Consider the following 21,304-nt stretch of genomic DNA (forward strand, 5'->3'; position numbering starts at 1 on the left):
GTGTCGCCGTGCGAGCTGGCTTCACGCCCTCAGGCGGGTCGCCCGACCAGCCGCCCACCCCTCGTTTCGCAAGATGCCGCTTCGAGCGTGGGGTGCTTCCGCATATCACCGAGACAGGAACACTCTGTTGCGTACGTCCTTCCTCGATTCCGTTGCATTGATCGACTACCAGCTCGGCCGCAATCGCGTCCAGGGCCGACGCGCCGCGGTGGCCGCGCTGCGCTTCGCTACGCCCGAAGAACTGGCCGTCGCCGAGTTCATGGCCACCGTCTTCACCGAACACCGCTACGATCACGCCCTGATCCGGCTCCGCAGCGCCTGGAAGCGAAGCTCCCCATCGTTCCGTGAACACCTCTACGCCCTCATGCCGTTCGGCGACCCGCATCTGTATCGCACCGTAGTCCGTATCGACGACGCGCCCGGAACCGATGCCGACGAAGCCGACTCCACAGCGACAGACGTCGACGCACCGTCGCCGTGGAACCCACAGCGGCTCGTGCCCTCCATTACCGACGAACGCCAACGCGCGCGCTTCAACACGGTGTTGGCGAAGATGGTCGATCTGTTGAGCGCACACCCCTACCTGAAGGCGCTCGACAAGATCGCCGACCTCCGCAAGCTGTGCCATCCAGACGACCGCGCATACCTCGACGCGTGCCTGCCCAGCGCTGACCCGCACCTGTACGAGGCTGTCGATCGCGACAACGACCTCGACATCCACTCTCGCGGGATCGACGCCACCGAATGGCGGCCAGCCCCCAGTCGTGAGCAGTACCGACCGAGTCGCATGCGGACCAGCGTGCCGGTCACCGCCCGAGTTGAAGCTGAACGCAACAATCCCGAGAAATACCGCGAGCGTCGCCGCAAGGCCCAAGCGCACCGCCGCGAGCGCGGCAAGATCGGTGAGCCCGCGATCGTCACTGACTACTTCACCAACCGCCTCTTCGAGGACAACGAAGCAGCCGCGGCTTATGACTATCTCGCGCTTCGGGCACGGATCTACCACAACCAGCCGCAGCGGCATGAGGAAGGGCGGCCTCATCGTCGCACCGCTGTCGTCGACGCCGAGGAGGCCCGCGCGAAATGGGATCAGGTCTATGTCGGCTGTGTCGGTGAACAGCTCGACCTGACCGCGATCGTCGGTGGTGACCGCCCGATCTCGGAGGAACAGACCCATTGGCAGGCCCAGAAGCGCACCAAGATCTGGGTCGCGGCCGACGATCGTGACCCGTTTCAGGAGAACGGCAACGATCTCGACTACGACCATGCTTCGACTCCGGCGCTGGTGGGCTGGCCCTGTGTGTCGTGCTTCATCGAACGGCCCGGGACCTGGAACCGCGCCGCGAAGCATCGCATCGACGGGCGTTGGCGCAGCGACGACGGCTTGTGCCCGACCTGCCGCGCCGACGGACGCCACGGAATGCCGCCGCTGCCGCAGGGATTCACCAACCGCGACCTGGTTATCGCGCGCTGCGCATACTTCACCGAGCACTATCCGCGCAGTGCCGATCACATTCTTGATCGCGTGATCCGCGCGCAGCCGCACCATCCCGCAGTGCCGATCATCCGTGACTGCATGAGCCCGGACTATGGGCAACTCACCACTGGCACTGTCGATCTCGACGACGCCACAGCCCCGAAGCCAAAGCGCACCCGCCAGCGCGGCCCTGCGCTCGGACGTGGTCAGCGCCAGGGCCGCTGCGCAGGCTGCTTCCAGGTCAAACCCGTTTACGACGATGACCACTGCACCACGTGCCGGGTCTATCTGGGGATCGTCGAGGTTCCCGACCGTCGGCAGGCCGTAGCCGCCTGAGCACTTTCCACCGCTGACAGGGGCGGGGCGTCCACCAGTGATGCCCCGCCCCTCCTTCATCCGATTCAGGAGTTACCGTGCCCCGCACCCTCGCCCTCGCCGAATCCGCACACCCCGAACCCGGTGTGCGCATCCGAATCCTGCTCAACGCCCGCAGCTTCGGAGAAACCCGCCACAACCCGGTCATCGACTACATCCAGGCCTATGAGTATCGCGATCTGAGCCAAACCGCCAATGCAGACGACGCCCTGATCCTCGAACGACAATTCGAGATGTTCAACGAACAGATCGAATCGGTGCACGCCGATACCTATTACGCCGCGGGCAACCGGTCACGGTCAGTCGATGATGTCGTCGCGATCGAGGAGCGCTTCTAACGGTGCGACGGCTGCGGCTGGACTCTTCTCGCCGCCACGCCGAGCCTCGAATTGAGTACCACCAACTAACAACCGCATCCGGAGGCTACGGATATCGATACCGGTAGGGCTTTGGTCACCCGGCCGATAGATGGCTGTCGGTGTCCACATCGGTCGGGGCGCTGCGTCGCGCGTTCTCACGCGTGTCACCGCACCGCTGGCGAAGTTCGAGCCGGGTGAATTGAGACACGCCCCGTGCCGGACCCGTCTGGTCAAAATGGCGTGCCTCGGCGATCATCTGCCGCGTCTGTTGTTTGGGGATATCCAGGATTTCGGCCACCTCGTCGACGGTGCAGCCTTCATCGCGGATCGCGGCCGCCGCGCGGGATTGCTGGTGACGATACTGCTCGACCAAACTTGTGCAACGGGCTGTGGCCTCCACGATGCACTGCTCACACCCTGTGATCTCCGTTGCCAGCTCCGTCGTGTCTGCCTCGATAGCCTCCACAGCGTCGAAGTACAGCTTTTCGGCGGCATCAATCCGTAGTTGTCGTTCCTGTGCGGCTATGCGGCGGTCCAAACGGCGATTACGTCTGTTCTCAAGTTCCTGCGCTACCACGACAGGACGTCGACGTCCTCCACGTCGCGCCGCCTTGTCATCCATCGCTGCTCCTGACTGACCAGATCTGCGGGCCTCGCCAGTCCCCTGCCCCGAAGGGTACGGACCCGAGCAGCTCTCTTCGGGTTCTCACCGCGAACGTCACCCCGGCATGGCTCCACCGCCGTTGCCGCTAGGCGGACGCCGCTCCGCCCAGCGGAAAATTCGCGGCGGGCTCCACGTCAGCCCCGATCATGGCCTCTGCGAACGGGTCGACCGGTATTCGCCACCTCCTTCCATCCAATCTTGTTCCTTCGTCACTCACCTAACGCGCATAACAACACACAATTTAGCCTTTTGCCCACCTTCCCCCTCTTTTTCCCAACATTCCGCCGGTCAGACCTCTTGCATCCAGGCAGCACTTTTCTATAACAGCCTTTTTATGCTTTCCGCATTAATGCTTTCTGCATTAATGCAGAGCCTGGTACTCGAGGTGATTCGCGGCCTGTCATGGAATGGTGACCGCGACTCTTCACAAAATCACCGCGGGCGATGGATACGAGTATTACACCCGCCATGTCGCGGCTCATGACGGTTCCCGTGGCCGGGAACCGTTGTCGGACTACTACTCCGCCCATGGTGAATCACCTGGACGATGGCTCGGAACGGGCCTTCATGGGTTGACGGTGTTCTATCGCGGCCGGCGTCTGAAGTGTTCGCGTGTGAAGGCCGGAGACATCGTCACCGAGGCGCAGATGAAGGCGCTCTTCGGTGAGGGACGCCACCCGCAGGCCGATGCAATCGAAGACACGATCGTCGCCCACGAACTCGGTCGCGGCGCGAAACGCAAAGACGCCAAACGCGCCGCTGGCCAGGCGTCGCGGTTGGGGTCGCCTTTCCGTATCTACAGTGGCGCCACCGAGTTTCGGCGGCGATGCGCGCTCGCATACAGCGATTACAACGTCGGGCTCGGACTCGATGAGTACGCGGCGATCCCCGATGAGGAGCGGGCGCGCCTGCGCACCGCGGTCGCTCGCACGATGTTCGCCGAGCAGATCGGGCGCCCGCCGCTGGATGTTCGCGAGTTGTCCGGGTGGGTTGCTCGCGCCTCCCGCCAGCGCACCACCGCCGTCGCCGGATTCGACTGGACATTCTCTCCGGTGAAGTCGGTCTCGACGTTGTGGGCCCTCGCACCACGACATATTTCGGAGAAGATCGAAGCGGCCCACCACGCGGCGGTGCAGGACGCGATCGCCTACCTCGAAGCCAACGCGGCCTACACCCGTCTCGGCCGCAACGGGGTGCGCCAGGTCGATGTCGATGGGCTGATCGCGGCGACATTCGACCATCGCGATTCCCGTGCTGGGGCTGACGCAGGCCAGGGGGATCCCGATCTGCACACCCATGTTGTGGTGGCCAACCGGGTCCGTACCCGCGACGGTGGCCTGTGGCGCACGTTGGACGGGACGATGTTCTACCGGGCGGCGGTGTGTGCCAGCGAGATCTACAACACCCGGCTCGAGATGCATCTCGAGACGATGCTGGGTCTGCACTTCGCCGAGCGACCGGGCACCGATCCCGCCAAACGCTCGATCCGCGAAATCATCGGCGTCGATCCGAGACTCAACGAGTTCTGGTCCAGTCGCGACGCGGCAATCACGGCCCGCCTGGGCGAACTCACGGTGCAGTTTCAGCACGAACTCGGTCGCGAACCCACCGCGGACGAAATGTATCGGCTGATGCAGAAGGCGACGCTGGACACCCGCGCCGCCAAACATCCGCTGCGGTCGCTGGCCGAACAGCGCGCGATCTGGCGCCAGCAAGCAATAGCGGTCCTCGGCGGGCGCGCGCAGTTGGCGGCGATGCTGTCGACCGCCTTGCGGCAGCGCAGTGTTCACCGCGCTGTCGTCGATGACACGTGGATCGCGCGGTGCGCGGACCGGGTGATCGCGACGGTGTCAGCTGAGCGGTCGATCTGGCGGCGCACCCATGTGCGCAGCGAGGTCGAGCGGCTGGTCCGCGGGAAGATCCATCCGCTCCAGTGGGCACAGGTGACCCGCGCGGTTACCGACGCTGCTCTGGCGCCGGGCCGTTCCCTGGCTCGGGGTGATCCGGACATTCGTGCCGAACCCGGATTGCGTTCGGCTCCCACGCTATTCCGCCGCGCGGATGGCACCTCGGTCTACAGCGCGGCCGATTCCCAGCTCTATACCTCGCCGAAAGTCCTCGATATCGAGGCCCGGTTGATCGAGATGGCCCGTGAAACCGGAGCTCGCACAGTGCCCATGGCGGTTGTCACCGCGGCAGCGGCCGCCTACAACCGTGACCCCGACAACCGCGATAGGCAGCTCAACGAAGGCCAGATCGCCACGATCGCCAGCTTCGCTACCTCCGGTGCGCGTATCCAGATCTGCAACGCCCCCGCTGGCACCGGCAAGACCAGCACCATGAAAGTCCTTGTCGGCGCGTGGATAGCGACCGGCGGAACGGTGCTGGGGCTGGCACCGACCGCGCGGTCGGTGCGTGTGCTCGGCGACGATATCGGAACCCGTGTCGCGACCGTGGACAAACTACTCGATGTTCTGTCCAAACACACCCCCACGCGGCAGCGGCTGCTGCAGGACACCGGGACGCTTCCGCCGTCGTTGCCGCAGTGGGTGCTCGATATCGGCGCCGACACCTTGGTCGTGGTCGACGAGCACATCCAGATCTCCGACGCCGACCGGCTGCGGATGCTGATCTTCCTGCGCTCGCGGGGCGCGACGGTACGGATGATCGGCGATGACCAGCAGCTCTCGGCCATCGAGTCCGGTGGCGCGGTCATCGACATGATCGACGCGGCCGGGGACTTGACCCAAACACTGACCCATGTCGTGCGGTTCGCTGATCGCGCTGAAGGGTCGGCGAGTCTGCTTGTGCGCGAGGGTGATCCAGCCGGTTTGGGTTTCTACCTCGACCGCGGCCGAGTCCATGTCGGCAGTCCCGCCGCTGTGGTCGAGGGGACCTTCGCTGGATGGTTGGCCGACTACACCGCCGGCCGCGACACCATCATGCTCGCCCCGACGCATGCGATCGTCGCCGAACTCAACCAGCTCGCCCGCGAGAACCGCCTGGCCGGAACCGGCGGTGTGCGCGGTCTGGAGGTCGACCTCGCCGATGAGCAGCGCGCTTCAGTGGGTGACACGATCCGCACCGGTCTCAACAATCCCCGCATCCGCCTCGGTGCCGACGACTATGTGCGCAACGGTTATCAGTGGGTGGTCACCGCTGTGCACGCCGACGGCTCGATCACCGCCGCGCGCCTGATGAGGGGCCGCCAGTTGGGCGGACGCGTCAGATTGCCGGGCGACTACGTCGCCTCCCATGTTCGGTTGGGGTGGGCGGCCACCGTCAACGCGGTGCAGGGGATCACCGTAGGGACCTGTCATACCGCATTGACCGGCCATGAGTCTCGTGAGCAGCTCTATGTCGCGCTGACCCGTGGTTGGCTGGCCAATCACGTTTACGTGACAACCGCGATCGACGGCTCCGAGCAATCCTTCTGGACAGAGCTCGCGCTGCTGCCCCGCACCGCGGTCGATGTCCTGATCCGCATCCTCAGCCGCATCGGCGGGCAACGCTCAGCCCACACAGAGTTGGCCGATGCTCTCGATCCCTGGCTGCGGCTCGCACACGCCACCGACGTCTTCCTCGACGCGCTCGGGTTGGCCACCGAACACGCCCTCGGCGAGGAAGCGATGACCCAACTCGACGCCGATGTCGAACGGGTTCTGCCATCACTGACCAGCAATCCCGGATACCCGGTGCTGCGCCAGAACCTGGCGACGATCGCCTTGCGCGGACGCGACCCCATCGCGGCGCTGTCCACCGCCATCGGTGCTCGTGAACTCGACACCGCCGACAACATCGCCGCAGTGCTGGACTGGCGCCTGGATGTTTCCGGGTCGCATTCAGCGACCCCGGGCCCGCTGCCATGGCTACCGGGCATCCCCACCGGCATCGACACCGATTCCGATTTCGGTGAATTCCTGTCCGCGCGAGCGCGAATCATCACCGAACTAGCCGCCGCCATCACCAGCCAAGCGCGCGAGTTCACCCCGTCGACCGCTCCGGTGTGGGCACGGCCACTGGTGGGAACCGACCCCGAACTCCTGGCCGAGATCGCGGTGTGGCGGGCGGCGTGCCAGGTCGATACCCAGGACCTGCGCCCGTGTGGGCCATCACGATTCACCGCCGCCGAACGCCGCTATCACCAACACCTCGCCGCGCGGGTGACCGAGGCTATCGGTGATGTCAACCTCGCGGTCAACACATGGGCGCCGCTGGCAAAACGCATCGACGTCCGCATTACCCAGGATGCGTTCTGGCCCGTTCTGGCCGACCATCTCGACACCGCCGACCGGGCCGGCATCGATGTCGAGACCATGCTCACCACAGCCGCCGCGCTGCGGCCACTGCCCGACGAGCTTCCCGCCGCGGCGTTGTGGTCTCGGCTGCCGCTGGACCCCAGCGCACTGGACTCCACCGCAGCGGCCGCAGCCTCGGCGCGGCTCGCACCACAGTGGACGCCGGTGCTGCGAGCGGTCCTCGGAGACGAGGCCGCCGAGCGGGTCATGGCCGACCCCGCCTGGACCAAAGTCGTCGCCGCGATCGAACGCGCCGACCCAACGCAGTGGACACCCAGCGAACTCCTCGAACTCGCCAGCGAACTGCTGCTCGGCGGCCGCGCCGACCGCAGCGACCTGCTACGGCCCGACCAGTTCGCCATCGCGCTGGCATGGCGCATCGACGCGATCATCCACAACGTCCCGACCTATCCGGACCCCCCAACGCCGGACGAACCCCCTGACCTCGACGACGACACCGGCAACCCCGACGACGCACCCCCAGCACCAGGTGACCTTGCCACCGATCTCCCCCCCGACGTGGAGCACAGTATGACCGAGGACGCCCACACCATCCCCGATCACAATCCACCCACCACCGGACCAGAGCCCCAACCTGCGCCAGCTCACTCCGCCGCGCCAGATCACCACACCCCAGCACCGGACGGCGCTGACCTCTCCGGCGCCGAACACTTGTCCGACGACATCGTTGTCGTCACCGGTTTGTTCCGATCGGGCGGCATCGGCTTCGCCCAAGCGATCGCCAGGCTGACCGACCAAGCCAACGACGAACAGCTCCGCATGATGCGCAGGGTGGAAGCAACCCTGCGCGCCTACGCCTTCCCGATAGCCCGAGCCAAGCTGGAATGGGCGGCCCAGCAGCATCCCGAACACGCCGAACTCATCCGCGCCTGCATTCCCGACACCGATCCCGGCGTGTACCGCCCACCGGCCTACCGCCGTGACGACCACATGCCACGTGACAGCCGCCGCTGGGTCGATCCTCAACGTCGCCGGCCTCCACAACCGGGCCGCAACGATCGCCTCGACGAACACGACCAATACCTCGACCAACGGCCACATCAATACCTGATCGACGCCGCCGCCGAACACGAGGAATACGTCGATGCCGCAGCCGAACCCACCGCCGATCCCCGGTCCCGGTATTCCACGGTGTCTGCCGAATACCGGGACTACGACGCGGATTCCGTGCGCGGCCCGTGGGATCTGCCGTGTGTCGGGTGCGGATTGGAGCGGCCCACCATGGACCGCCCCGCGATCGATCAGCACACTCGGGGCAGCGAATGCGACGACGGATTGTGCTCGGACTGCCGTACTGAAGGACTACCCGGCATCCCCGTCCACGATCCCGCCCGCTACCTACGAGCACGGTGCGCGTTCGTCGCCGACACACGATCTGCTGCCGATGCGATCGCGTTTCTGCGCCGGGACTACCGCCGCATGCGCAGCCGCGCCGGACGCCGCGTCATCGCCGACTGGATCACAGACCACGGCCTCGACATCGCTGCGGCCACCCCGGATGCCCCGAAGGCGCTCACCGACAGCGAACTCGCCCAGCGGATCGGTGATGTACACCAACAGATAGCGCTCGCTGACTCGTTGGATGCGGCGTTGGACGGCCCCGCCGCACACAACCCCGTTCCCGATCACCGCGCCAGCGAGACCACTGCAGCGGACGCCATCGCGAAGGCCCGCGCTGCAGTTGCCGCCGTGGACTCCGTCAACGACGAAATCCAAGCGATAGGTCGACAAGGTGCACGCAGGCGCGCTGAGGTCGCCGCTGCCCGGATGGCGATGGACTCACTCACCATGCGCACCGCGGAGTTGACCAGACAACCCAACCCCGCTCAGCGCGTCCTGGAACAACTGGAGGCCCTCACACGACAAACCGCCAGTGCCCGTGCAGATCTGGCGGCAGCCCAAGCAGCCCTCACCGCCGCCGATGCCCACAAGCGACAACTGATCACCGACCGAGACCTTGCGCGACGCGCCGCCCAGGACGCCCATCGCGACGCGCAGCTACTCGTCGGACCACCCGCAGGATGGGACCTGGTCCTTGCCGGCGCGCAGCACACCGACATCCGCAGCAACCCGAACGCAGCATCGCAATCTGACACGACACACGCCAACCGCGAACTGCGCGCGTTGCAAGCAGAACAGCGGCGCCGAGCGCAGCTGACCCCGCGGCAGCGCGCGATGGAAGACCAACACCGACACGCCCGGGCCTCATCAGCCACCGCACCGGCGCCCGACGAACGGGCGGCAGAGGCACGCGGCCAGGACCTCGGTCTCTAGCCCTGTCCATCTCCGGTGCGCGACGCTGTAGGCGAGGGTGGATTCAGGGAAGGACCTGGGCATCGTTTGTGGTGGCCGGGATGGTGGCCACATCGGTGATCACGTTGGCGCCCTCGGGTGCACACGTTTCGGTCAGGTGGACCAGGAACCCCTTCCACCTGGTGACTTGTCCCCCGCGCGCGTAGCGGGCCTGGATGTCGTAGGGAGAAACGATCGCCACGGTCGAGGGGGCAGACCGCCGTCATCGTCAGTGCGCCAACGAAAGGCGGCCTTTGTAATCGCGGTTGTTGTTCTGCAGGACGATCTGCCGCAGAGCCTGGATCTGGGGGCCGGACAGGTAGTCTGGCTCGTGCCCCGCAGATGCTCCAGCAGTCGGCAGGCGTCCTCGCCGGCGGTGAGGATCCTGGTCTTGGGCCGGGTCGGATTCTTGCCCAGGCGCACCGGGCGGCCGTAGCGGCGTCCCCACTCCTCATCGACCACACCGGTCAAGGACATGCGGGGCACAACGGGCAAGTTCTTTGAGTGCCGCGCGGACAGCCTCGGTGACCAGCTCGAGCCGGGTGAACTCGCGCACCGCGGCCAACACGTGGGTGGAGTCGGTGCGCTGGGTAGTGCGCTCGCGCACCAGTCCGGCAGCGGTGAGCCGGGCCAGAGCAAGATCGAGCAAGCGGTCAGCGCGGTCGCCTTCGGCCAGCCGGTCGCGGAAATCGCTCAGCACGCTGTGGTGGAAGCCGGGGTCGTCCAACTCCAGGCCGAGCGCGTACTTGAAATCGATACGGGCAGCGCACGGCCTCGGCCGCCTGCCGGTCGGACAGGTCCAGCACGTACTGCAGCACGCACACGGTGGCCAGCTGGGCCGGGGACAGACCTGGCTGCCCGTCGCGCGGATACCAATCGGCGAAATCCTAGTTGCTCCAGAGGTTTTCGAGCCGATCACGTATCCACATCGCCGTGGTGCCACGGGGATTACTGGCGCGGGCCACCCGCACCGTCAGCAACGGGACCGTCTTGGCCAGACCGGGTCCGAGTGACATTCACCTGTTCCTTCAAGGGACGCAGCAGTATTCGTGCCTCGCAGTGCGGCAGCCCGCCAGCCGCTACATACACCGAATTCCAAGATCACCGACATTGATGATGTGATGCGTTCCCGTTCAGGTCGTTGCTCTATCACTGACTGACGCCCTGCTGGGTTGTCCTGACTTTGGTCCGCCGGCTCGGGCGGGAACGCTTCGAGCATGTCGGCTATGTGGGGATGACCTAATAGGGGCTTGGTTTCGCCTCGTCAATGTCTTGTCTGTCCGCGCGGCCGGTGCGCTTTCACCGACATCACGGAAGGCAGAACCAGCAAGCATGACCGACTCGTGCGAGATCATCGGCGGCGCCGACACACATGTCGACACATCCATCTCGCCGTAATCTCGGTGACCGGTCAGCCGGTGGCTGATCGGGAGTTCCCGACGACCAAATCGGGCTATCGGTCGGCCATCGAGTTCCTCAGCCGTCATGGCGTTCCTCGTGTGGTCGGGGTGGAAGGCACCAGCAGCTATGGTGCTGGATTGACCAGAGCCCTTGCTGCAGAGGGTATTCCGGTTGTCGAGGTCTGCCGTCCGGATCGTGCGGCGCGACGCTGCAAAGGTAAGTCCGACACTCTGGACTCCTATGCCGCAGCGCGGGCCGCCTTGTCCGGGCATGGTGTGTCAGAGCCCAAGGACGAGCGGACCAGCGTGGTCCGAGCACTGCTCAGTGCGCGGCGCTCGGCGGTCAAGGCCCGCACCGCCTCGATCAACCAGATCAAGGCCCTGCTCGTCAGCGCGCCGGAATCGGTGCGCGCCAGATTCCGCCATCACACCTCCAAAGAGCTCATCGCCGAGCTCACCCGCACCCGTCCCAGCGCTCATGCCGAGCCCATGATCTTGGAATATTCACTCCTGCAAAGGCACTCGCCGATCGAGTCACTTTCCTCAACGAGCAGGTTGACACCCTCACCGGCGAGCTCAACGAATTGACCGTGGTTCTGTGTCCTGCTCTGCGTTCAGCTCTCGGCGTCGGTCCTGACACCGCCGCCCAGTTGATCGTCACCGCCGGCGATAACCCGGGAAAGGCTGCGGGGTGAGAGTGAGCCACGCCCTCGATGACCAAGCAGACATCAACTGGAGCAACGCGGCCCGCTGCGTCGACGACCGCCACCCAGCATGTAGGTTTCATACGCGCCACGGCCCGCCGCGTTCCGATCCCGAGCTCTGCGCCTAGGGCTGACAGGTCAGGGCACGATACGAATGAAGCGATACCCCTTCGGATCCACGCGCTCAGCGTATACAGCGCGGTAAATCAACTTCTTGCCTAGCAGTACTTTTCAGGTGCACAGCGGCATTAGTGCGGTACTGTAATACCCGTGATGAATGAGGTTGTCACAGCTATCATTCCGGGCCTGGCGACTGCTGGCCTCGCCTTGGCCGTCCGAATTGCGTGGGGCCGAACGCTAGGCAAGCTACCAACCGAGATACGTGTGACGGTCGATGGGCCCAGTGGGCGTAGAGAAGTCGTTCTCGACGGCCTCAAAGATGACCCGAGCACACGCGACGCCGTCCGTAATCTCGTAGGCCAGCTTGTCGACCTCCAGGACTCACCAGTCAAGCACTCAGACGGATTCCGACAAGCTCAACGGAGTCGCGAGGCCGAACTGAAACAACTTGTGGCCACGTCCGACAGGGAGAACGGGCAGGATCCCGAATGACAACCCAGCGTCTCCCGATCGCTTCCGGTTCTCTCCGCCCTCATCCAACTAGCGCGATCGAAGCGGCGATGGCCGGACACAGCGGGCCCTCCGGCCTCACGGACGACGGCCTGACACAGCTCTTGAAGCTAACAGACCAGTTCGCGGCCGAGTTGGGCGTTGCCGCTGTGGGCGTAGCGCAACAACGCGGCGGCACTGTACTCGATGGCAGCGACGTCAAGCAGGCATTCGACGACCGCACGAAAGCGTCAGCGAGGGCGGGCCGACAACGAGAGTTGTACTACGCGCTTTTCGGCGTATTCGCCGGTGGTGGTGTCGGCACTATCACCGCATCCGTCGCCTCTGGTGGCGCATCCGTTGCCACCATAATCGTCGGTGGTATCAGCGGACTGACGGGACTCTCATTCGGCGTCGCCGGTTGGCGAACGAAGTAGCTGACTCCCTCGATTCGTCACTTTCCGCACAATCATTCAATCACTGCTCCAGGATCTATATGACCACCATTCGCGTGACTGTTCCAATCGAACTCGCCGAGATACTTCAAGGTACTCCTGGCGTTTCTCCAGCACCGCCGCGTCGCAGCACGTGGCAGATCGCATTTTCAGTCCTTACGGGGGCAACCACAGTACTGGCGATACTTCAAGCACCTTCAACCTTTTCCGATGTGTCGAACAGAATTCACAAGTTCCTGCCGAAGCAAGCAGCGACCACGGGGGAACGTACAACGATCTCTGCTAAAGGACCTGGTGGTGAAGTAACATTGGAGGTGACTGGCGAAATCGACGTCGACGCCATCACACAGATGCTGACCAAAACGCTCTTCCCAGATGGAGAAGGATAATTGCGGTTTCGCTCAACCGCACGAAGCGCCTCACAACCAGTATCACTAAGTTCGCTGGGCGAGGATGATCTAGCTCGGCTCAAAATCGTTGATCGTTCATTTGAGCTGATGCGACGCCGGGCCTTTTTCAAGCACGACGCTGAATTTGTCCTGGACCTACTCGAGTCCGCACGGCCTTCGGTCGCCGACTCGATTTCAAGTATCGTTGTTGGAATTGCAGCATCGGAACTGGCACGGATCTGCGCCCGAGTTGCAATGCACGGCATTGCAGCCATGAACTTCGCCGACACTTTTGGAGACAAAAATTCCGATGCTTCGGCATTAGAGATTCTTGCCGAGTGTGTGGATGACCACGATGCGTATCAGGTCGACTCGTCAACAGTTTCTGCCGTAGTCCAATCACTCCTGTTTCTGATTGACCGCACCCATGATAAGAAAAGCCATTCCAGAGCGCTCTGCGCTGCAGCAGCGGCTGCCCATGACGCAGGGCGTTCAGAATTGCTAGGGCGCGTCTTGCAGGCGGCTGGTAATCGTTCGCATTCACCAGGATACACGGCGCTCTTCGCATTCTATCACACGCAGCTTCCAGCAGTTCGGACAAACCCATCCGAGTTCACACGGTTACGCGCCGAGTGTCGAGCTCAATTACTTGCTGTCAAGTGGTCCGATCCCGCGAACAGGCGGGTACAACGGATTCTCAGGTGGATGACAGAGAGCGCGAAGTCACAGGGCGGATCCGCAATCAAGCGAGCTGCCGCAGCGGCCGAGGCGGGCAATTACGTGGACGCCGCACACTGGTTCGGTTTGGCAACTGGCGATGCAGAAACTCTGGGGCAAACAGGCGCCTTTCGGCTCTACTCCGAAATATTCAAACTACGTTCGGGGCAGCTCAAAACTCCATCAGATTTTCGCCTGAGCATGCTCAGGCTGGCAAATGATCACGTCGGTAAAGCAAAGCCCCTTCTGCCGGTTGACGATATCTTTGCCGACTACAGCACTGCCGCAGCCAAGGTGGATCTCGAATACCCAGGATCGAACATCGCCGCTCAGGTCGTTGACTTTATTGCGGATACTCGAATGGGTGTCGCTCTCGATCATAATCTGGACGACCTTGCCACTGTCACTAAGTCGCTGACGGACAATTCGATGGTGGACTCGCTGCAGCGCGATCCACAGTTGGTCAGCTTGGCCGATCTGAAGACGTGCCTACCCGACACGTCCTTCGTGTGGGTCGAAATCATCCATGACGTGGGCGATCCGTCTGAACCGGATTTGTCCGGCAACTACATCAGGGTACTTACACTGCGAGCCAACCACGACTTCTGCACAGTTCGAGACACACCTCTAACTCATCAACAGGCCGCCATGTTCACCCGCACGCTCAATGAGGAATCGGAGACCGCACACCCGAGCGAGTTGGCTTGGCTCGGAGATTTGATCTTCGAAAAGCTAGAGGCCAGCGACAACGCGCACGGAGTCTGCATAATGCCGGACCCGACTGCGTGGGAACTTCCTTGGATGCTAATCGTTCCCTCTATCATTTCACAATTCGCCATCGTTCCCTCTGCCGCTGCAGCGATGCGTCTTCAGCCACCTCCACTGACTGATTTCAGGCGTGTGGTTTCATTCTTCAACCCAGACATGGAAGGCGCGACTGCGGAACACCTGGCACTATCGTCGTTGCACAGAGAACACCGGATCGACTATCGTTCTGCAACGAGCTTTGCCGAGCTAAGAACACTGCTCGTCGAAGCGAACTTCGACCTCCTCTCCATTGGCGCACATGGATCCTTTTCATCCGGTGTGGAGTTCGAGTTCGATTTCGGTCACGCGCGAGTCCCGTTGCTTTCTTTTCTCGAACTGCCGCTACCCCCGGTTGTAAATCTCGGCTGCTGCTGGTCTGGGCGCTCATCGCTGAACAACAACTCCATCGCGGCTTCTCTAGCAACCATCGCCGGCGGAGCCTCGCTAGTACTCGGAGGCATGTGGGAGATCGATGACGCCACGAGCGGCGCCCTCCTCGCGGATGCATATTGTCTCTACGCAGACGGCCACTCGTTCGCGCAAGCGGTACTGGCCGCCTCAATGCAGCTTGACCCGGCCTTGCGCCCCTTGACAGGCGGGCTGTGTCTGTTCGGACGTTGGTAAGAACAACCAGGGGATCACCAAACACCGCCGCTGCATCCGTGACTACAGGTCCAGGCCGACCACCACGAGGAAATGAACCACATCGCCACCACCATCACGAGATCGCGCTGACTCACCCAGGCGTGACCGAAGTTTTCGGACGCTCACTCAGTACGTTCTGAACGCCTCGCTGAGCATCCGGAAGTCGGGTCCGAATCCTGCCGCCTCGACCGGGATCTCATCCCCGGGCATCCCGAACCACCCTTCGGGTACCGTCCGGAACGACAAGGCGGCTATGTCGTTGTGGTGTTCGGGTGAGCATCGATACAGTGGCCCGTTGGCCGCATCGAGGATCATGCGCATATGCAGGTCTATGTGGTTGATGAACAGGCTGCTCATCGCGGTGCCGTCGTCGCTGCGGCGAGCGGCCTCGAATACCGCGTGCAGTGCGGCGAAGCGCACCGCAACGGCTCTGTGCCGCCACCACTGCCGACACCAGGTGAGGTTGCCCTCCCGGTTCTTGCCCGCCAAGCGGAAGCATGTCACTGGCAGCAGCCATTGTTCGACGAAGTCGACGAAGCTGGTGAACCGCAATGGCGGCGGTTGGTCGGGGGCCTCACCTGATGCCGGTCGCGGTGGCGGTGTCGTGGGTGTCGCCAGTCCGAACCAGCCGGGCGGCACCGGTTCGGCTGTGAGCGAGGGGACCGCGACATGTGTCTTGCGGGTGCAGCGATGCAGGGGCCCGTTGGCGGCGTCCATGATCACCCGGAAGTGCGCGTCGACATGGTGCAGCAGATACGAGCTGACCGCGCCCCCATCGGTGCGGGCCCGTGAGGTTTCGAATGCCGGGTGTAGATGCGCGATCCGCACCGACACCGCGCGATGGCTCCACCACAACGGGCACCATGTGTAGGTGCCTTCCCGATTGCCTTCGGCCAAGCGCACATTGACAACCGGCAAAAGCCACGCTTGAGCGAAGGTGACGAAGTCGCGGTACTTCGGCGGGGGTGGTGTGCGCTTTTGTTTGCCGGTCATCGCGGCTCGTCTCCGGTCGGCGCGGCAACCTCGGTGAGCACAGCTGCCTTCGATGAGGCGGCCTTGGCGTATCGGTCCAGGGATTGTTGGATGACCACCGCGAATTCGGTATTCTGCCACCAGATCTTGCGGATGAGTACCGGTTTGTGCCCTGGCAGCCGCACCAGCGCACGATCTTTCGGCAACGCCGCCAGCGCCGCCACGTTGAAGATCGGCTCGCCCCGCCAACTGCGGCTGCGGTTGATCCCGCCCGGGCCGACGCTGTGGGAGTAGTCGGCGACATCGTGTTCGTCGCTGAGCGCCGACCATTGGCCGAGGAATTCGGTGTCACCGATCCCGCCGCCGTAGACCTCGATGGACTGCGCGCGGATGATCCGTAGTCCGTTCTCGCCCCATAGGTCCTTGCCTTGTTCGAGGACCTGCAGGAAGGTCAGCAGCACTACGCCGTGTCCTCCGGCGTAGGTGTAGTAGTCCGGCAGCGCCGCGATCGGGCAGCAATTTGCGGCCTCATCCAGCACCCCCAGCATCGGCACCGCCAGCCGTCCATCCGGGCGCGCCCGCGCCACGGTGAGCGCGGACTCCAGCAACTGTCCCACCAGCGCCGCGGTCAGCGGGGACGCCGAGTCCGGCCCAGCCATGCTCAACGCATACAAAGTGTCGGTGGACCGGACGAACGCGCGTGGGTCGAACTCGGGCAGATCGTGGGTGGGCTCGGCTTGTTCGATCTCAACGATGACCTGCTCGTCGGGACCTTCGTGGGCGCTGATGCTCCGTCGGCTCGGCGGGGTCACCATGCGCGCGTAGGCGGCGTCGCTCAGCACGTTCAGAAACCGTCGCGCCATGTCGTAGAGGCCGTCGCGTTGACGGCTGTAGAGGGCCTGTGTTTCCAGAATGCGGTGAGCCACAACCTCGTTGCCCGCCTTGCGCAGCAGCAACGCGGGTGTCTCGTCCTGGTCGCGCCCCAACCATTCCACGACGTGCAGCAGGTCTCCCCCCGCCGATGCGGCGGCGAAGATGTAGCTCGCAAGCAATTCTTGCGCGCCACCGTCGAAGTACGAATCAACCTTTGCCCCAGCCTCTTTCGAGGCGGAAACGAAGAACGAAGCGAGTTTGCGGGCCGCCGCCAAAGTTTTCACTTGCTGCAGCAGATCGACCCAGAATCCGCACACCACCTCTCCGGTGACTCCTTGCAGATCCGACATCCACACCCGGCCACGCTGCTCGCGGCCGACATGGGTGTGCCGCAACAGGTCCGGTTTGTTCGAGGTCGCCAGTACCGGCCCCCACCCCGACAGCACCGCGGGCACCGCCCACGCCATGGTCTTTCCGGTGCGGGTGCCTGCCTCGAAGAACGCCCCCAACTCCGCGGGCACATGTAGTGCGACATCGCCAGCGACTGTTGTCCCCAGCGGCGGGCCCTTCATGTCCCGGATCTGCGGCGGCGCGTCGGCCAGCAGCCGCTGCGCGGCGGTGGCGTTGTCGCTGACTCGAGCGATCCGCAGATCCCGTGGGCGTTGCATTGTCCTGGCGGCCGCGTCGACCTCGGGTCGTCTACCACCGCGACGGCGCCAGCTCCGCCATCCCACCGCTGCGGCGGCCGCGGCCATAGCGGCGGTGATCAGGGTCGACTGCCACGGCCATCGCCGTTGCCCCATTACGACTTCCACCAGCGCGGCGGTGGGATTCATCTGCACCGGCAGCCCCGCCCAGAGGCTGCCCACGCTCAGCGCACCCCACAAGCACAATCCGAGGACAATCGCCGCCAGCAGCACGACGAGTTTGGTCAGCTCCGGACCCATCCCCGCGGTTGTCCGGCGCCGTGATTCGCGTGCGGCGCTCATCGACGGCACTCCCAGACAAAGCTGCCCGTCGTTCGCCAGCTGCCGGTCGGGCGCGCATGCCGCGGGCTCATGCGACTGGTCCTGCGCTCGGTCCCGCCGCCTGCTGTGACGGCGCTACAGTCGCGCCGGACGGTGACCAGTCCGTGCTCGTACCGTCCGGGATGACGGCGCCGATCGCTTCGCCGATCACCTGCCCGGCGGCTGGTTCGCCGCCCTCGGCGACGACAACGGGGATATCGGGCTGGGTGACAGCAGCTTCGGGTCCCACGGCGGCCGAGGGGTAAGGATTGCGTGCGAAATCAACGATGTCGCGAGTCATCCATTTGTCCAGCACCTCGCCCTGCATCCGGGCGACTTGTCGTTCGAGTTCGGTTTTGGCGTTGGTGGCCGCGACGAGGTCTGTCTCGAGGCGGTCCCGCTCGGTTGTGACTTGGGCCGCCTCGGCCCGTGCCGCTGCCAACTCGGTACTCAGTTGCTCGATGCGTCCGAGATAGCGGGCACCGGGCCGTTCGTGCCAGAACACACCATCGCGTCCAGCACGGTAGGAGGCGTCGATATCTGTTTGGTCCAGCCCACCGCGGGCGGCGTCGCGGGTCGCGGCACTGAGCGCGGCATTCAACCGCTCGAGCTGCCGGATGTGGGCGGGGTCGAACCCTTCGCGCTCGGCTTGCTCGGCCAGATGGGTGTGCTGGGCTTCGAGATTCTGGATGTCGCGCGCATATCCGGCGAGGGAGGCATCCTCGATGGCGTTGAGCGTGTAGTCGAATCCGACCGGCGCGGTCTGGATGTTCGGTGGGATCAGCGCGTTTCGGGTCGGGAGGTTCTGCCCTGCCATCGTCGGATCAGGAGCAGGCGTGCTGGATAGGCGTTGGGCTTGCGGGTGGTTGGCGGCGGGATGGGGATCCGTCATGGTTCGTCGACCTCACATGTCGAGGCCGCACGTGATGGAAAGGGTGTTTCACGGCGGCCGGATGCGGTGTCCCCTGCGTTCGTCGCCGCTCGTCTGTGTCCGACGAGAAGATGTGGGTATCAGCGGTTTTCGGCCTGTCTATGGCCCTGCGGATATTCCGCGATCAGCGTTCGGTGATCGGTCCGGACCTCCCCCCGCGTGGTCGGTGGTCAGTGTTCGGTCCACGCCAGGCGGTAGAGCGGCGATGATGTCGTGCCCACGGCCGGTGTCTGGCTCAGCGGCGATTACGTTCTTCTGGCGGCGGGGGAAACTCGCATGCGGATCAGTGAATGTGAACTCACCGCGGTCTCGCGCCGCTGTGGTCTGCGATATCCGTGATCGCCATGCCGCCCCACGCTCTTGTTCTCCGGCGCCGTGGACGGCCGCTGATTGGACCGATTCCTCGACCATGACCCGGAACTGCGCCCGCGCGGTTGCTGACGCTCCGGCGTCGTCGAGGCTGCTGTCGAGCAGGGCAAGTGCGTCGGTGTAGTGCAACCGCCGGTCATGGAGGTCGATCTCTCCGGCGGCGAGTACCAGGACGTAATCCTCGATATCTCGAACAGCCTGGGAATGCGGTGATCGCGGCTCGTAACCGGTGTCGTACTGGTATTCGGTGACGCCGGCATCGTAGAGAGCACCGACCATCCGATGGCCCAATCCAGTGGCCACGGCCGACGGCTCACTGATACGGCGGTCGCTGTCGCAGTCGCGTTTGTGCAGCTCCCCGACAAACAGAAGCTCCGGCAGCGCCGCCACTTCACCAAGATCAATCTTGTCGAGGATGTTGTCGATGTGGATCTGCTCGATACGCAGCAACCCGTGCCCACGCTCGAGCTGATCATCGATCTCCGCGCGGCTGCTGCGTAGTCGGTCGACGAGGCCACAGATGTCTTCGCGTAAGTCCCACAGCTCAGGTTTCATCGACTTGGAACTGTCGATCAATCGCTGCGCTGTCCGGTGTGCCTCACGGACGTGTCCTCGATATCCCCTCAGCCTTGCCCGCAGTTCGCGGCGGCTGATGTAGTTCGGCCAGATGGGCTCGGAACCGGTTGCTCCGTCCAAGACCGCGGCGCGATGAAACCGGTTGGCCACCACAACATGGGTGTGCAGATCAGGATCCCCCTGGCCTGCGTCAGCCCCAGCACGGGAATCGCGATGGTCGAATGTCGCCGCGATCAGCCCATCGACATCGACCTGGCGCACCCCATTTCGGCCGAGACGGGTGTAGGCCGCGTTGGCTTCGAGGTAGGCGATCGCGTCCTGCACCGCCGCATGGTGGGCCGCTTCGTGCTCTTCGCCGGGATCGACGAGCACCGGAGTATCCCCATACAGATCCAGGGACTCGGTACGGCCACACAGGTAGTCGATAACGAAAAGCGCTGTTGTGGAGTCGCTGTCGCTCACCCCGAGCGCGGACAACGCGCTGCGGATCTGGTTACGTTCCCTGGGTGAGCGGGGCACCCGCAGTGCTTGTTGTGCCGCCGACAGGTCCTGCCCGGCTACTTCCGCGTTGAGGCAATGACGCGCGGCCGCTAAGGCGAGGCGTTCGCGCTTGAACTCCAAAGCTCCTGTGCGCCACTGCTGTTCGCCGAAGCCATCGATGTTCCGATCCACGGCGATCACGCCGGTATCGATGTCGATGCGCAGTCCGTACTCGCGTCGGTAGTGCTCGACAAGAGCGCTCGCCGCGGCTCGGGCCTGCTCTGAGTGTTCACGCCACACCGCGACCTCGCGCAGGGCCGCCGACACTTCCTGAGGCGGTCCGGACAACCCGCGTGCGCGGAGCACGAACTCGAATTCCTCTCGGTCATCGTCGGTGAAACCGTTTGTGGCCGTGAGCGATTGGATATCGTCGTAGGCCCGGTACAGTGCCGCCCACACGAACAGGAAGGCGAGTTGCTGATGGGCGCCTTCCGGTGTCCCTACCAGTTTGGGGGCCATCTGATCGGCGCGATCGGCGTCGCTCATCGCCGAACACCTGATCCAGGCTCGGTTCCGCCAACCCCGCGGATCCCGATGATCACTCGACTATCGCAGCCTCGGGCGATATCGGCCGCGGCGCGCCCCGGTCGCCACCGGGTGGTGACCACCGTGGATCTGCGTGCAGCGGAATCGGATCTCGCGAAATCTGTTGTGTTGCAGTGCATATCGATTCCTTCATGAACTTCTTGTCCGTCGTGCCCGCCCGCATTCCCGGGCTCACCGGCCGCAGCCCTGCCGACTCCGGCAGCGCCACTGATGGTGGCGAGTCGACCGAATTCACCGGTCGCCTGCCTGATCGTTCGGCTCCCTCGCGCGCGGCATAC

At 64.2% G+C, this 21,304-nt stretch carries 16 protein-coding genes; 7 read left to right on the plus strand and 9 right to left on the minus strand.

The window, feature by feature from the left end:
• Positions 1–553: 553 nt before the first annotated feature.
• Both ACQP2D_RS27330 and ACQP2D_RS27335 read left to right on the plus strand, forming a co-directional pair.
• Entirely contained in the window at positions 554–1,813 is a 1,260-nt protein-coding gene (locus ACQP2D_RS27330; protein ID WP_433678779.1) for a hypothetical protein, read from the plus strand.
• Between the two features lie 77 nt (positions 1,814–1,890).
• The gene (locus tag ACQP2D_RS27335; protein ID WP_433678780.1) at positions 1,891–2,190 is read left to right on the plus strand and encodes a hypothetical protein; all 300 of its coding nucleotides are present in this window, start codon (positions 1,891–1,893) and stop codon (positions 2,188–2,190) included.
• A gap of 115 nt (positions 2,191–2,305) precedes the next feature.
• On the opposite strand, the gene ACQP2D_RS27340 is transcribed toward ACQP2D_RS27335, so the two are convergent.
• The gene (locus ACQP2D_RS27340) at positions 2,306–2,833 is read right to left on the minus strand and encodes a hypothetical protein (RefSeq protein ID WP_433678781.1); all 528 of its coding nucleotides are present in this window, start codon (positions 2,831–2,833) and stop codon (positions 2,306–2,308) included.
• A 449-nt stretch (positions 2,834–3,282) separates the two neighbouring features.
• Between ACQP2D_RS27340 and mobF the strand changes: the two genes are divergently transcribed.
• A complete protein-coding gene (mobF, locus tag ACQP2D_RS27345) occupies positions 3,283–9,468 on the plus strand; it encodes a MobF family relaxase (RefSeq protein WP_433678782.1) in 6,186 nt (2,061 codons plus the stop codon).
• A 43-nt stretch (positions 9,469–9,511) separates the two neighbouring features.
• Here mobF and ACQP2D_RS27350 read toward each other — a convergent pair whose 3' ends face one another.
• From ACQP2D_RS27350 to ACQP2D_RS27365, 4 genes are all read right to left on the minus strand, one after another.
• Positions 9,512–9,688 carry a hypothetical protein gene (locus ACQP2D_RS27350; protein ID WP_433678783.1) on the minus strand — a complete coding sequence of 59 codons (177 nt, stop codon included), beginning with the start codon at positions 9,686–9,688 and terminating at the stop codon, positions 9,512–9,514.
• Positions 9,689–9,937: 249 nt separating this feature from the next.
• Positions 9,938–10,219 carry a hypothetical protein gene (locus ACQP2D_RS27355; RefSeq protein ID WP_433685779.1) on the minus strand — a complete coding sequence of 94 codons (282 nt, stop codon included), beginning with the start codon at positions 10,217–10,219 and terminating at the stop codon, positions 9,938–9,940.
• Positions 10,140–10,334: a hypothetical protein gene (locus tag ACQP2D_RS27360; RefSeq protein WP_433685780.1), complete on the minus strand. Its 195-nt coding sequence runs from the start codon at positions 10,332–10,334 to the stop codon at positions 10,140–10,142. The genes ACQP2D_RS27355 and ACQP2D_RS27360 overlap by 80 nt, the downstream gene beginning before the upstream one ends.
• A 39-nt stretch (positions 10,335–10,373) precedes the next feature.
• Positions 10,374–10,502, minus strand: a complete 129-nt coding sequence (locus ACQP2D_RS27365) for a hypothetical protein (RefSeq protein WP_433678784.1) — start codon at positions 10,500–10,502, stop codon at positions 10,374–10,376.
• 327 nt (positions 10,503–10,829) lie between these two features.
• Here ACQP2D_RS27365 and ACQP2D_RS27370 point away from each other — a divergent pair, with 327 nt between their 5' ends.
• The 4 genes from ACQP2D_RS27370 to ACQP2D_RS27385 all read left to right on the plus strand — a co-directional run bounded on the left by ACQP2D_RS27370 (position 10,830) and on the right by ACQP2D_RS27385 (position 15,191).
• Positions 10,830–11,474, plus strand: coding sequence for an IS110 family transposase (locus ACQP2D_RS27370; RefSeq protein WP_433678785.1), 645 nt, complete (start codon positions 10,830–10,832; stop codon positions 11,472–11,474).
• 724 nt (positions 11,475–12,198) lie between these two features.
• Entirely contained in the window at positions 12,199–12,636 is a 438-nt protein-coding gene (locus ACQP2D_RS27375) for a hypothetical protein (RefSeq protein WP_433678786.1), read from the plus strand.
• A 59-nt stretch (positions 12,637–12,695) separates the two neighbouring features.
• Positions 12,696–13,043 (plus strand): hypothetical protein, encoded by a 348-nt coding sequence (locus ACQP2D_RS27380; protein ID WP_433678787.1) that lies wholly within the window; start codon positions 12,696–12,698, stop codon positions 13,041–13,043.
• Positions 13,044–13,151: 108 nt separating this feature from the next.
• Entirely contained in the window at positions 13,152–15,191 is a 2,040-nt protein-coding gene (locus ACQP2D_RS27385) for a CHAT domain-containing protein (RefSeq protein ID WP_433678788.1), read from the plus strand.
• Positions 15,192–15,338: 147 nt separating this feature from the next.
• Here ACQP2D_RS27385 and ACQP2D_RS27390 read toward each other — a convergent pair whose 3' ends face one another.
• The 4 genes from ACQP2D_RS27390 to ACQP2D_RS27405 form a co-directional block, all read right to left on the minus strand.
• Positions 15,339–16,205, minus strand: coding sequence for a DUF4913 domain-containing protein (locus ACQP2D_RS27390; protein WP_433678789.1), 867 nt, complete (start codon positions 16,203–16,205; stop codon positions 15,339–15,341).
• A complete protein-coding gene (locus ACQP2D_RS27395) occupies positions 16,202–18,046 on the minus strand; it encodes a type IV secretory system conjugative DNA transfer family protein (RefSeq protein ID WP_433678790.1) in 1,845 nt (614 codons plus the stop codon). The genes ACQP2D_RS27390 and ACQP2D_RS27395 overlap by 4 nt, the downstream gene beginning before the upstream one ends.
• Positions 18,047–18,113: 67 nt before the next feature.
• A complete protein-coding gene (locus ACQP2D_RS27400) occupies positions 18,114–18,956 on the minus strand; it encodes a hypothetical protein (RefSeq protein ID WP_433678791.1) in 843 nt (280 codons plus the stop codon).
• 138 nt (positions 18,957–19,094) lie between these two features.
• Positions 19,095–20,966 carry a relaxase domain-containing protein gene (locus tag ACQP2D_RS27405; RefSeq protein ID WP_433678792.1) on the minus strand — a complete coding sequence of 624 codons (1,872 nt, stop codon included), beginning with the start codon at positions 20,964–20,966 and terminating at the stop codon, positions 19,095–19,097.
• Positions 20,967–21,304 lie beyond the last annotated feature (338 nt).

Origin of the sequence: Nocardia sp. CA-119907, from assembly GCF_050955995.1 — a bacterium.
In the GTDB taxonomy this organism is placed as follows: Bacteria; Actinomycetota; Actinomycetes; order Mycobacteriales; family Mycobacteriaceae; genus Nocardia.